This window comes from Algoriphagus litoralis, assembly GCF_003259255.1.
Taxonomy (GTDB): Bacteria; Bacteroidota; Bacteroidia; order Cytophagales; family Cyclobacteriaceae; genus Algoriphagus; species Algoriphagus litoralis.
In genome coordinates this window covers 166852-180849 of record NZ_QGOL01000008.1, presented here as the reverse complement: position 1 = coordinate 180849, position 13998 = coordinate 166852, and the positions used below count along the sequence as shown (strand labels likewise).

General features: G+C 43.5%; 9 protein-coding genes and 1 tRNA gene. 3 read left to right on the top strand and 7 right to left on the bottom strand.

From position 1 onward, the window contains the following. Positions 1 to 7 precede the first annotated feature (7 nt). The 5 genes from DK188_RS10505 to DK188_RS10485 all read right to left on the bottom strand — a co-directional run bounded on the left by DK188_RS10505 (position 8) and on the right by DK188_RS10485 (position 6270). Positions 8 to 1213: a glycoside hydrolase family 57 protein gene (locus DK188_RS10505; RefSeq protein ID WP_111670772.1), complete on the bottom strand. Its 1206-nt coding sequence runs from the start codon at positions 1211 to 1213 to the stop codon at positions 8 to 10. Continuing rightward, positions 1210 to 2499 (bottom strand): glycosyltransferase family 4 protein, encoded by a 1290-nt coding sequence (locus DK188_RS10500; protein WP_111670771.1) that lies wholly within the window; start codon positions 2497 to 2499, stop codon positions 1210 to 1212. The genes DK188_RS10505 and DK188_RS10500 overlap by 4 nt, the downstream gene beginning before the upstream one ends. Before the next feature lie 12 nt (positions 2500 to 2511). After that, entirely contained in the window at positions 2512 to 4428 is a 1917-nt protein-coding gene (locus DK188_RS10495) for an amylo-alpha-1,6-glucosidase (protein WP_111670770.1), read from the bottom strand. A 344-nt stretch (positions 4429 to 4772) separates the two neighbouring features. Then, a tRNA-His gene (locus DK188_RS10490) sits at positions 4773 to 4848 on the bottom strand. A gap of 78 nt (positions 4849 to 4926) precedes the next feature. Beyond that, positions 4927 to 6270, bottom strand: coding sequence for a dihydroorotase (locus DK188_RS10485; protein ID WP_111670769.1), 1344 nt, complete (start codon positions 6268 to 6270; stop codon positions 4927 to 4929). A 134-nt stretch (positions 6271 to 6404) separates the two neighbouring features. Here DK188_RS10485 and DK188_RS10480 point away from each other — a divergent pair, with 134 nt between their 5' ends. Both DK188_RS10480 and DK188_RS10475 read left to right on the top strand, forming a co-directional pair. After that, a complete protein-coding gene (locus DK188_RS10480; protein WP_111670768.1) occupies positions 6405 to 7766 on the top strand; it encodes a DEAD/DEAH box helicase in 1362 nt (453 codons plus the stop codon). Between the two features lie 23 nt (positions 7767 to 7789). Next, positions 7790 to 8938: an alpha/beta fold hydrolase gene (locus DK188_RS10475; protein ID WP_111670767.1), complete on the top strand. Its 1149-nt coding sequence runs from the start codon at positions 7790 to 7792 to the stop codon at positions 8936 to 8938. 38 nt (positions 8939 to 8976) lie between these two features. On the opposite strand, the gene DK188_RS10470 is transcribed toward DK188_RS10475, so the two are convergent. Then, positions 8977 to 10473 carry a M28 family peptidase gene (locus DK188_RS10470; protein WP_111670766.1) on the bottom strand — a complete coding sequence of 499 codons (1497 nt, stop codon included), beginning with the start codon at positions 10471 to 10473 and terminating at the stop codon, positions 8977 to 8979. A gap of 190 nt (positions 10474 to 10663) precedes the next feature. On the opposite strand from DK188_RS10470, the gene gcvP reads away from it, so the two are divergent. Next, entirely contained in the window at positions 10664 to 13558 is a 2895-nt protein-coding gene (gene gcvP, locus DK188_RS10465) for an aminomethyl-transferring glycine dehydrogenase (RefSeq protein WP_111670765.1), read from the top strand. A gap of 50 nt (positions 13559 to 13608) precedes the next feature. Here the strand turns inward: gcvP and DK188_RS10460 are convergent, their stop codons facing one another. After that, on the bottom strand, positions 13609 to 13920 hold the full coding sequence (locus DK188_RS10460) for a DUF3566 domain-containing protein (RefSeq protein WP_111670764.1): 312 nt from the start codon (positions 13918 to 13920) through the stop codon (positions 13609 to 13611). Positions 13921 to 13998: the final 78 nt, after the last annotated feature.

The window sequence follows — 13998 nt, the reverse complement described above, 5'->3', positions numbered from 1 at the left end:
ACTCAATTCAAGCTTTAAGCTCCTCCGCTTTTTGTCTGACTCTAAGGATGAAGTCACTCAGAGCATTCATGTAATTGATAAAGGCGTCGTATGGCGTGTCGTAAGGGCTAAAGTACTCGTGAACCGATCCATCGGAGAAGAACTTGGTACACATGTAGTAAAAGTGATCCGAAGTCTGCAGGTATCCCCAGTCTCGCTGGATTTCCGGATCATCGATTTCCTTCACCAGCTTTTCCATCTCGTATAAGCGGTCAAACGCTTCATCCTGCATGTCGTTTCCCAACCACGCTGTCAAATCCCGCTCTTCATCTGCCCATGAAATGGGAACAGGTACGTGGATTTTGCTGACTGCTTCTACTCCGGCTGCTACTTCCGATGGAGTCGAAAAGGTGAAGCTAGAATGATCAAGGACTGCCTTTGGCAAATGTCTCATGAATTCGAAGATTCCAGTCTCTGCCCATTGATGCTCACCAAAGGTTTCATAATCCATAAATAGGTTCACGACTTGTTCCTCTTTTGGAATCGCATTGATCCATGTGATGAACTTATCAGTCGTCAGGGGATAATCTGCCCAAGTTTTGTTGCTGAATCGAAATGCGATGTCGTCTGATAGTAGAAAATTCTTCAAGAGCACCTTCAACTTTGGTTCTCCTGCATTCGAATAGACATAATTGGGGCTTTTCCAACCCAAAATATGTTTCGCGCCTTCTGTCAAAACAGCCGCATATCCTAATTCTGCAACCATGGTCCCGATTTGATCGGAATAGATCAACTCAGTATTTCGAAAAACTTTTGGAGTATATCCGTTGAATAGATCCTTGATCTTTTCTTGATGCTTTTTGACCAGGCGGGTAAATTCTTCCTTGCTTTTGAGCGCAGCCAAAGAGTGGGTATACGTTTCGTTTAGCAGTTCGACATGCCCAGTAGCTACAAGCTTTTGAAAACTTTCCAGAACATCTGGGGCATAGGCCTCCATTTGATCGAGAAAAGTTCCTGAGAGTGAAAATGCGACCTTGAATTTGCCATTATACTTGTGAATCAATTCCAAAAGTAGTGCATTCATGGGTAGGTAGCATTTCTGGGCTACTTTGCGGATGACGTTCCGGTTGAGGAAATCGTCCCAATAGTGATGATCTTCCCCGATATCAAAAAAACGGTACGGTTTCAATCTAAATGGCTGATGCACCTGAAAGTAAAAGCAGATGGTTCTCATGATCGTTCGGCTAAAGTTTTTTCGTAAACAGTTACTAATTTGGCAGCCACATGCTCCCATTTCAATTTTTTCAATTCTTCACTTCCGAGTTCCTTAAACATTTTGGAAATGCCCTCATAGTGAAGCAGCGCAAAAATGGCATCTGCCATAGCATCTACATCCCAGAAGTCGACTTTGATGGCGTTTAACAGCACTTCTGCCACCCCAGACTGTTTGGAGATAATCACAGGCGTATTATGCCTTACGGCTTCCAGAGGCGCTATCCCGAAAGGTTCGGATACCGAGGGCATCACATAGACATCAGAGATCGCATACATGTGATCGACATCGTCTCCTTTCAGAAATCCCGTAAAATGAAATTTGGTGCCCATTCGCAATTCGGCCACACGGTCGATCATTCTATTGAGAAGATCTCCTGATCCAGCCATTACAAACCGGACATTGGGATCCCTGTCGATGACTTTTTTTGCCGCTTCTACGAAGTATTCAGGACCTTTTTGGAAGGTGATTCGTCCTAGGAAAGTGACGATTTTTTCAGGCACCTTCTTTTCGTACTCAGATTTGATGATACTTGCATCAAGCACAGCATTGTGAAGTACGGTGACTTTGCTGGCAGGGACACCGTATTTTCTTACAATGATGTTTTTGGTGAGCTGACTGACCGCCACGATGTGGTCTGCCGCGTGCATTCCAGCCCGCTCAATATCATATACCGGCTTATTGACTGATTCCCCAGATCGGTCGTATTCGGTAGCATGTACATGGACGACGAGAGGCTTTCCACTGATTTCTTTGGCGGCTATTCCGGCGGGGAAGGCTAGCCAATCGTGGGCGTGGATGATGTCAAAATCACTTTTGTCCCGAGCGATCTGGGCAGCTACTAGTGCATAGCGAGAGACTTCCTCCATGAGGTTTTTGCCATACTTGCCGCTGAATTCAAATTTGTTTGAGAAAATACTCTCATCCACGTCAGTTCTGTCGTGGATGGTATAGTCTGTAAATTTCTTAAACTGCTCAGGACCCAAATAGGGAACTAAAAAGCTGCTCACCTCTAGGTAGGTGAGGTTTTTCCAGAGTTTCTTAAATCGTTTTTCCCGGTAGTCGATTCGGACATCGCTTCCATTGACAAAATCAGCTAAAGGTTCTTCATCTCCCCACAGTTTGGGAACCACAAAGATGACCTCCTGATTATGGTGATTCATACCCTTGACCAAACCGTAGCAGGCAGTACCTAATCCCCCAGAAATATGAGGTGGGAATTCCCACCCGAACATTAAAACTCTCATAAAAAAGTCAGTTTATATCTTTTTGACCAAGTCCATCATTCTGAGCAATTCAGCAACACTCCAAGCTTGAGAAACGGAGCCTTTAGGGCGATGAGGAGGATCTCCGTCGTAAATTTCCGCTACTGTTCCGACTCCATACTGGGTCATGACTCCGTCAAATCCCTTGATGATTTTCTGGACAAAGTTCTTGGCGGCCTTACCATGTAGTTTCAGATATCCCTCCACAAAATGGCCTAAAGGCCAAACCCAAACGGTACCATTGTGATAGGCATTGTCTCTGCTGATTTGATTGCCGAAATAATAACCCTTATATCCTGGATCATCGGGTGAAAGTGATCTTAGCCCCCGGGTAGTCAGCAGTTTTGATTTTACGATTTCGAGAATCTTATCGTTTTTCTCCTCGCTGAGCATGGTGTAAGGGAGTGAGGTAGCAAATAGCATATTGGGTCGGATGGACCAGTCTTTTTCTTCACCATCAATCACATCGGCGAGGTAGCCATAGTCCCAAGACCAAAACTCCCGATCAAACGAATCTCTCACTTGGGCTGCTAAAACAGCAAACTCTTCTTCCCCACTCAACTCATGGAAAAACGAAAGGGCATTGTACCAGAGCGCCTGAATCTCCACAGGACATCCGATCCGAGGTGTCACAGGCCCGTCCGGAGTGATAGCATCCATCCATGTCAAGGCAACATTAGATTGACCTCCCCAGATGAGTCCATTTTCCATCATGTGGATATTGTATTCTGTGCCTTTTTTGTATCCCTCGATGATGCCCCTGAGCTTGCCAAGGTAGCGATCCTGAATGGTCTTTTTGTCGCCAGTATAAACAATATACTGCTGAAGGGTCCAGAAAAACCAAAGTGGTGCGTCCATGGAGGTCATGTTGGTGAAATCTCCGCTTCCGATATTTGGGAAAAGCGGGCCTTTCAGATCCCTTGCCATGGTGTCCATGATTTTCAGAAAAGTCCCGGTGTCTCCACTGGATAAGGTAAGTCCGGGAGCTGCGACAAATGTATCTCGACCCCACCACCCAAACCATGGGTATCCGGCAATAATCCGGGTATCTCCATCCCGGTCTCTGATGAATTGACCCGCGGAATTTTTGAGGCAATTTTCAAAGTTATTTCTCGGAATTCTCCTTGCGATTTCTTTTTGAAAGGCATTTTGTCTGGTTTTCGGATCTGCTTCTGTCAATCCCGCAGAAAAAATGACAGATTCACCTTTGGTGATTTCAAATTCAAAATACCCTGGGACAAATAAATCTTCCTGATAATCATATCCTCGCTCTCGCTCTTGGATGTATTCGACATTATTGTACCAATTAGGCTTGGATACAAATTCATTTTTCTTGGAAAGCTGAAGGAAAAGTGGATCGTATTCCTGATAAAGTTGGAAACGAACGCCGTTTGGAGCTTTTAGGAAGTCTTTATTAGCAACTTCATTCTCTTTGGAAAGGCTATGGTAACCACGGAACGCAAGAAAAGGCTGGATTTGGATTTTGGTCGGCGAATGAGCCTCCAAGAGTGTATAGCGGATCATCACACGATCCCGATTGGTGTCCAGGATCAATTCTTTTTGCAGCACCACTCCTCCTACACGGTAGGTAAGTTTGGGTATGGGCTCCGAGTCAAAATCTTCCAAATACTTATGTCCTCTGGGGGAATAGTTGCCGGGAAATTTGCTGATGCCCAAGTGAAAACTTGCACCACGCTGAATCACAGTCTCGTGGACCGTGGATAGCATGACGTGGTTTTGTGAATCTATCTGAGGCTGGGGTACCACGAGTAGGCCATGGTACTTACGGGTGTTACATCCAATGATTGTAGTACTCGTATAGGTGCCGGAACGATTCGTCCTAATTATCTCTCGATCGAGTGAATAATTCAGGTTGATTAATTGGGTTTTATCGAAGTGGATATAACTCATAAGAGTAGAATAGTAAACATTTAAAAATAGAGTTTTGAACTGATAAGAAAAATTATGAGCAAAAAATAAAAGGTTATGTTTCCATAACCTTTATTAATCTGAGACGAAATGTTTTATGAATGGATGATTTCGCGCTGGACTTCTTCGAAATTTTTTAGTGATTCCTCAAATTTCACGAAATAATTGTGGACCAAGCGGATATTTATGGGTTTGACCACGGGAAATTTTGGAGAGCTTTTGAACAATGTAAACATCTGAGTGTGGTTTAGTTTGGAAAAGGTTTGTCAAATGTTGTGCCAACTCGCACCCTTATATACAGCAAAACCCCTCTAAAAGAGGGGCTTGGGTGAAAGACCGGGTTCGAACCGGCGACCTCTGGATCCACAAACCAGCGCTCTAACCAGCTGAGCTACAATCACCATTTAATGTCATTTGAATGTGGAATTCTCAAATGGTCTGCAAAAGTAATAATTCTGTGTACTTAGCGCAAGGCAGCACTTAATTATTTCTTAAAAAAGTGATTCGATCCCCTTTCTTTTCCTCGTGAAAGGTTCCTTCCTCGTATGCCAAGTGTCCAGAAACGATCGTGTGCGTGACTTTTGACCGGAAAGTATGTCCTTCAAATGGTGACCATCCACATTTAGAAAGAATATTCTCTTTGCTGACTGTCCAGGGGGAATTTAGATCCACCAATACCAAATCCGCAAAATACCCTTCCCTGATGAAGCCTCTTTCCTCGATCTGAAAAAGCGTAGCAACACTATGCGACATCTTCTGAACGATTTTTTCAAGGGAGATTTTTCCTTGGTGGTAAAAATCCAGCATGGCTACCAAGCTATGCTGGTTTAACGGTCCTCCTGAAGGTGCTTTGGTATAGGTTTGGGCTTTTTCTTCCAAGGTGTGTGGCGCATGATCTGTAGCGATCACATCGATTCGATCATCGAGCACTGCCTGGAAGATTTGGTCACGATCGTTGGAGGTCTTGACTGCGGGATTCCACTTGATGTAATTGCCTTTGGTTTCATAATCCTCCTCAGCAAACCACATATGATGGATGCATGCCTCAGAGGTGATTTTCTTTTGCTCAAGTGGTATCGAGTTGTCAAAAAGTTCCAATTCCTTGGCGGTGCTGATGTGGAGGATGTGAAGTCTGGTACCATATTTTTTGGCCATAGCCACTGCTCGACTTGATGCGTTGTAACAAGCCTCTTCGGATCTGATCTTCGGGTGAAATTTCACAGGGATATCCTCGCCGTAGATCGCCTTAAACTCCTCGAGATTGGCTTTGATGATGTGGTCATTTTCAGAATGGATCGCCAACAGTCCTTTGTAATTCTTGAAAATCCCTTCCAGTGATTCGATGTTATCCACTACCATGTTGCCGGTGGAAGAGCCCTGAAATACCTTCAGTCCACAGACATTGCGCAAGTCTAGTTTGAGGATTTCATCCAGATTATCATTAGTCCCTCCAAAAAAGAAAGAATAATTAGCGAGGGAAACTTCTTTAGCTCGGGCGTATTTTTCTTCCAAAAGAGGAATTGTAACAGCCTGAGGTATTGTATTGGGCATTTCCATATACGAAGTCGTGCCACCGGCCACGCCAGCTTTTGCCTCTGTGTAGATTTCAGCCTTGTGAGTCAATCCCGGCTCGCGAAAATGAACCTGATCATCAATTAATCCCGGCAGAAGGTATTTTCCTTGACCATTAATATGAATCTCGACAGCTTCAGCACTCAGGTCAGTTCCGATTTTGGCGATTTTGCCATCTTTGACCAAAACATCCCCAAGGCTAATCCGGCCTTCATTGACTATATTTGCATTGGTGATCAGGATACTTTTCATGTATTTATAATTTGATTTTGAATTGTCACATGGAATGCCCTGAATAATCATCACCCTGTGTGAGATTTATTTCCATGGGCATTTCATCATTTCTTTCATTTTCGATTACCGAATTCTCTCCAAAAATAAGAAACATGAGTGATCAGGCCCTAGGTTTTGATGCTTTTAAGCTAAATAAACAATTGCTCGAGGCAGTGACCGCTGCGGGCTACACCCAACCTACTCCAATTCAGGAAAAAGCCATTCCTCTCGCACTTGCAGGGCATGATGTGCTTGGAATAGCGCAGACAGGAACCGGTAAAACTGCCGCCTATGTCCTCCCGCTGCTGATGAAAGTCAAATATGCACAAGGTGCCCATCCTCGGGGAATCATCCTCGCACCGACCCGTGAGCTGGTAATGCAGATCGAAGAGGTGGCAAAGCAGCTGGCGCAAAATACCGACTTAAGAATCGTCAGTCTTTATGGAGGATTGGGTCCAAAAACTCAAATCGAAAATATTACCGCCGGTGTAGATATCATCATTTCCACACCTGGAAGATTTATGGATCTGTACCGCAAGGGCACCATTTACACCAAAGACATCAAGACGATGGTTTTGGATGAGGCCGACAAAATCATGGACATGGGCTTTATGCCTCAGATCCGGTCTATTTTGGAGGTAATTCCTTCCAAGAGACAGAATTTGCTTTTCTCTGCAACTTTCAGTGCGCGGGTGGAAAACTTAGCTTCAGAGTTTCTTGAATTTCCTGAGCGAGTAGAGGTGACTCCATCCGCAACAACTGCCGAAACCATCGGCCAAGTCAAATATCACGTCCCAAATATCAAAACCAAGATCAATCTCTTGGCTCATTTGCTGGAAAATGAAGAAATCAACAGGGCGATAATTTTTACCCGAAGTCGAAAAAATGCAGAGTCTGTTTTTAGTTTTCTGGACAGAAAGCACATGGGGGAAATTCGTGTCATTCACGCCAACAAGGGACAAAACACCCGAATCAACTCTATGGAGGATTTCAAAGGTGGTGAAGTCAGAATCCTGGTGGCAACAGACGTGGCTTCCAGAGGGTTGGATGTGACGATGGTTTCTCACGTGATCAACTTTGATGTGCCGCTGATTTATGAAGATTACGTGCACCGAATTGGGCGAACTGGACGAGCAGAACAAGAAGGCAAAGCGATCACTTTTGTGAACCCGGCTGAAATCTATCACTTTGATCGGATCGAGGATATCATTCGTATGCGGGTGGACCTATTGCCAATCCCGGGAGTCGTTGATGTTCCTGATACGCCTTTTGAAGAAAAGCAAGGGTACGAGCGTGAATTGGATCGACTAAAACAACGTGATAATCCGGATTACAAAGGCGCTTTCCATGAGAAAAAAGCTCCACCAAAAGTCAATATCGGTAAAGGGGAGAAGGTTCGGGCCAAAAAGCATGTGAAGAAACCCAACCGAAATCAGATGAAAACGAAGAATCAGAAGAATAAGGGGAAATCTTAATCTTTTTATAAAATCAAGCCGAAATGAATTTAGCTTCGATTAGTCTGGTTTTCGGATTTTTTTTCAATCCCATAGCAGAAACTATTCAAGTTCCGCTCGATCATGGAGATCCTCAAAGCAGGAAGATTACAGTCACCTATCATTATGAAAATGAATTTGATCCTAGAAGAGAGACGGTTTTCACTGTGGATGACCCGATCGATTATGCCCTTCAGGGATTTGATTTAAGTGAGTCTATCAAAGCAGAATTCAACTGGGTTCGAATTTCAGGAAGACATTTTTCCAAAGACCTTGAAAAATTTATTCATGAAAATGCAAACCAGGATTGGGAGAAAATATATCGCTGGCTTAATCAAAACCAGGTTTCCCAAGACATAGAGTTGATTCGAAAGAAGATCCTTTGTGAAAGGAAAGTTATGCTAATTGGTTATTCCTCCTCTACCGGAATTTTGCTTCATTATTTGTCTACTTATTCTCAAAGCGTCGACAAACTGATTTGCATCAATCCATTTCTAATGGATATTCAGACGAACCTTAGTTTTTGGAATTTTTCAAACAATTTTCAAAATCAACCCACCGTTTTAACTGATGCCGAATTCTTTGGATTTGCTTATAGATCTTCCGTGGATTATTTCAATTCTGACCCATCCTTGAGAGATAGTTTGATTGATTCATCGATGAAAGATTTTAAAGAAAACCATTCAAATTCGATGGAAATAAAGTTTCCAACATCTTTTGCTGTTCGTGCCTTCGAGCATACCATAGAACTCATGGCTGATGGGAATTCCGATTTTCCTGTTGCAAATTTTTTAAAAGAGAAAAGTGAACCGTTTTGGACAACGTACTTGGAGAAAAGGTTCCCTTTGATAGGGACAAACTATGATGTGGGATTGAGCTTTGGAGGTCAAGTGATAATTCTTGGAAGTGCTTATGACCTCTTGATCAATCCAAAAGTTGTTGATGTACTTGCTGAGTTTTTTCCGAGGAGTACTTTGGTGTTATTTAGAGACGGACATTCTTTGGAAAAGACCAAAAAAGCAGAAGAATTCTCTGTTTTGCTTTTAGCGTTTTTGAAAGATGATTTTCAAATGAAGGTGAATGCATATCAAAGCCTGACAGAATTAAACCTCCTTTTTCTTGGCAAAGATTACAACAATATCCGTGTAGACTAGGAACAAAAAAAGGTCCCGAGCAATCGGGACCTTTCTATTTATCTCTCAGTTCTGGTATTCGAGCCATCCACTGGAGTTCGTTGCTCTCTGTTGGCAAGATCCCAAGCCGTGTGGAAGATTAGCTGCGCTCTTTTGGTCATGAGCGGAAATTCGATTTTGTCCACCGTATCCGTCACTTGGTGATAATCGTCATGCACTCCGTTGAAGAAAAAGATCACTGGAATGTTGTGCTTGGCGAAGTTGTAGTGATCCGATCTGTAATAGAATCTGTTTGGATCGTCTTCCGCATCATAGCGGTAATCAAGGATCAGATTGGTATAGGTGATATTGTTGTATTCGTTGATTTTCTTCAAGTGAGAAGAAAGCATCTCCGAACCGATCACATAGACATAGTCTTTATTTTCTTCTTTTTGGTACTCGTAATCGATACGACCCACCATGTCAATGTTGATGTTGTTTACCGTGTTTGCCAATGGGAAAACAGGATGATCACCATAGTATTCCGAGCCCAAAAGTCCTTTTTCTTCGCCGGTTACATTCAAGAAAAGAATGCTTCTTCTTGGCTTCATGCCGTCTTTGGCAGCTAATGCAAAAGCCTCGGCAATTTCCATGACAGATACAGTACCGGATCCGTCATCATCCGCGCCGTTGAACACTTCACCGGTAGAGCTTACGCCCACGTGGTCGTAGTGTGAGGAGATCACGAGTACTTCCTCTTTTTTATCTGTACCTTCCAAATAGCCCATCACGTTTACAGCATCGACAGGTGTTTTGGTTTTTACCACTTGGTAAGTTGCTTTTTGTGAAGCGATAGTCTCAGGAGTGGCCTTGGCTGCTTCCTTTAAGGTCTCAACAGGAGTGTTGAATAGCTGGGCCATCTTGTCAGAGCTGACCATGAAGATAGGCCGCTGAACTGTTTCTTTATCAAAACCTATTCTACCTCTTCCAGCCAAAGACTTGTAGCGATTTGCGATTCGGTCAAAGTTTGCTTGGCCTTCCATCGAGACAATGACGATTCCCGCAGCGCCTGCATCCATCACTTTAATGACCAGGTCATTACTTCGTACCCCCACTGCCCATAGACCAACAAGCTTGCCTTTCACGTCAACTTTCGCCAGATTTTCGTCTGTGACCAAGCCAAGGAAAACCAATTCAGACTTAGCCGCCTTATCCATATTTCCATCTCCGGTAAAGACGAAATCCTCGTTTTCGACAAGTTTGGATTTGCCTATTTGCAAAGTAACCTTACTGAAATTTGTGCTGACCAAGGGAACCGTCTGAAAATAGCTTCCATCTACGGGTCCAGCGAGACCTATGCTTTTATAAAAATCTGCCAAATACTTCGCTGCAAGTTTCCCAGTTTCAGAACCTGTGTCACGCCCTTGCATTTCGTCGGAAGCCAAGTAGGTTAGGTGCTTTGTGAGGTCTTGTACACTGATGGTATTCGCATATTTTACCTGAGCTGGAGTTTGTGCCAAAGTAGGGAAAGTCATCCCTAGAGCCATCACTCCGCTTAAAATCAATCCTTTATTCATAGAGTATTCAATTTAGGCTGCTAAACTAGCCAAATTTTTGACCCGTGAAAAAACCGTTTGTCAAGAACCGAAGTTTAGTGGTAAATTATTCTCGTGCAGTAAAGTCTTTTCCTCTCAGAAATAGTACCTTTGCGCTCGTAAAAACAGGATGGTTTTACACCCAAATACATCACAATCCTAAGCGTTCTTTATGCAGATCAATCTTTCTAATGCTGTCAAATTTGAGAGCAGACACAATGGCCCGACAGAGGCGGAAATCGCGGAAATGTTGGAGAAAATCGGTGCCACATCTCTGGAGGAATTAATCAACCAAACTGTTCCTGAGTCTATCCAGTTGGAACGTCCTTTGGATCTACCGAAAGCCAAACTCGAATCTGAGTTTCTGGCTGATTTCAAGGTTTTGGCATCCAAAAATAAAGTTTTTAAATCCTTCATTGGCCTTGGCTACTACGATACCATCGTGCCTGGAGTCATTTTGAGGAATGTGTTGGAAAATCCCGGTTGGTACACTGCTTACACCCCTTATCAAGCAGAAATTGCCCAAGGAAGACTTGAAGCATTGATCAATTTCCAGACCGTAGTGATGGAATTGACCGGCATGGAGCTGGCTAACGCCTCACTTCTGGATGAAGGAACAGCTGCTGCTGAAGCCATGACTATGCTTCATGCAGTGAAGCCTAGAGAGAAGAAGAATGCGAATAAGTACTTTGTAGATGAGAAAGTATTTCCTCAGACCAAAGCGCTTTTGGTCACCAGAGCAGAGCCAATTGGAATTGAATTAGTATTTGGTCCGATTTCAGCCCTGGATTTGACAGATCCTGAATTGTATGGTGTAATGTTCCAGTATCCAAATGGAGACGGAGCTGTTTCTGATTATTCCGCAATTGTAGCTGCCGCAAAGGAAAATAAGGTCTTGACAGCATTTGCTTCGGATCTTTTGGCATTGACGCTTCTGACATCTCCTGGAGAAATGGGAGCAGACGTAGTCGTAGGTTCAGCCCAGCGATTTGGGGTGCCGATGGGCTATGGCGGACCGCATGCAGGTTTTTTTGCCACCAAAGAAGAATTCAAAAGACAGATACCAGGAAGAATCATCGGTGTATCCATAGACCGAGCTGGCAACAAAGCCTACAGAATGGCGCTCCAGACCCGTGAGCAGCACATCAAACGTGAAAAGGCAACTTCAAATATCTGTACTGCTCAGGTATTGCTAAGTGTAATGGCTAGCTTCTATGCAGTGTATCACGGACCAAATGGCCTAAAAAATATTGCTTTAAGAGCACATGGTTTGGCAAAGCTGACCGCAACGGCTCTGAAAGAAATGGGGTTAAATGTAGCAGATCAAGCTTTCTTCGATACCATTCAGATCAAAATGAATGAAGTTTCCAGAGAACGTGTAAGGGGATTGGCATTGGGAGCAAACATGAACTTCCGATACGAAACTGACTCAATATTCATCTCTTTTGACGAAACCAAGAGTCTGGAAGATGTCAAAACCATCGTAGGTATTTTTGCTACTGAAGAAGGCAAGCACACGCTTGATCTGGATCTGCTGGTGGCAAATCTTCAGCTCGATCTTCCTGAATCATTGGTGAGAAAATCTGATTTTCTCACGCATCCGGTATTCAATAGTTACCACAGCGAGCATGAAATGCTTCGGTATATCAAGCGATTGGAAAATAAGGATCTTTCTTTGGTCCATTCCATGATTTCGTTGGGTTCGTGTACCATGAAGCTGAATGCAACTGCGGAAATGATTCCGGTCACCTGGCCTGAATTTGGTCAGTTGCACCCTTTCGCACCGATGGATCAGACATTGGGTTACCAAGAACTTTTCACCAATCTAAGAACTTGGTTGACTGAGATTACAGGTTTTGCGGATACTTCTTTGCAGCCTAATTCGGGTGCGCAGGGTGAATATGCAGGTCTGATGGTCATCCGGGCGTATCACATGAATCGGGGCGAAGGCCATAGAAATGTTGCGTTGATTCCTACATCTGCACATGGAACTAACCCCGCATCTGCTGTGATGGCTGGAATGAAGGTAGTTTTGGTAAAATGTGACGAAAAAGGAAATATTGATATAGAGGATCTCAAAGTAAGGGCTTCTGAGCATAAGGATGATCTATCCTGTCTGATGGTTACCTATCCATCTACCCATGGAGTATTTGAAGAAGCTATTCAGGAAATTTGCGCCGTAATTCATCAGTATGGTGGACAAGTCTATATGGATGGTGCTAATATGAATGCTCAGGTTGGATTGACATCTCCAGGTAGGATTGGAGCGGACGTGTGTCACTTGAACCTACACAAGACTTTCTGCATTCCTCATGGTGGAGGTGGACCGGGTATGGGACCAATATGTGTTGCAAGTCATTTGGCTCCATTCCTTCCGGGGAATCCTTTGGTGAAAACTGGTGGCGAACATGCAGTGTCTTCTATTTCATCCGCTCCTTATGGCAGCGCAAGTATCTTGCCGATATCTTATGCCTACATCTCGATGATGGGCGGAGATGGCCTGACCAATGCGACCAAAATGGCGATTTTAAATGCCAATTACATTAAAGAAAGATTGGCTGGACATTATCCTATTCTTTATACAGGTTCCAAAGGCCGTGCTGCCCACGAGATGATCGTAGATTGTCGAGCATTCAAAGAAGTGGGAGTTGAGGTAGAAGATATTGCGAAGCGATTGATGGACTATGGCTACCATGCGCCTACGGTATCATTCCCTGTCGCAGGTACTCTGATGATAGAACCTACTGAATCAGAGACAAAAGTAGAATTGGATAAGTTTTGCGATGCCTTGCTTTCCATTCGCGAGGAAATAAGAGAAATCGAAGAAGGAAAGGCTGATCGTGTGGAAAACGTTTTGAAAAATGCGCCACATACTGCAGCTATGGTTCTTACAGGAGAGTGGACCATGCCTTATTCCAGAGAGAAAGCAGTTTTTCCAATTGCCTATGTGAAAGAAGGCAAGTTCTGGCCAACGGTAAGAAGAATCGATTCTGCTTACGGCGACAGAAACTTAGTTTGCAGCTGTATTCCTGTTGAGGAATATGCGTCTGAGACAGAATTGGCGTAACGAATAAGGAATATCTTGAAAAGAAGGGGCTGCAACTGCAGTCCCTTTTTTTATTCAGTTGGAAGTGAAGTCGGTTCAGAAAGCTCAATTTCCAGACCGCCGAATTTCCTCGCTACAAAATTGTACACCCAAGCACCTAAAGCTCCTATCACAAAACCAATAACACCGTACACTATCGGAATTAAGATCAGCATAAATATCCCTAACCCAGCGCCTATCATTGGAATTTCCTCATTTGTAAATGATGCTATGAAACTAAATATCAGGGAATAAAATACTCCTATAACTATCCCTAAAAATCCCAAGGTTAGGCCATATACTTTGGCTGCTGATCCTACTCCGATCTTTTTGATTACTTGCATGAAGATGATTTTTAAAAGTTTGATTTTAAAAAAGTAGGCAAAAAAAAAGCACGTCGCAAAACGTGCTTAAATAAGTTT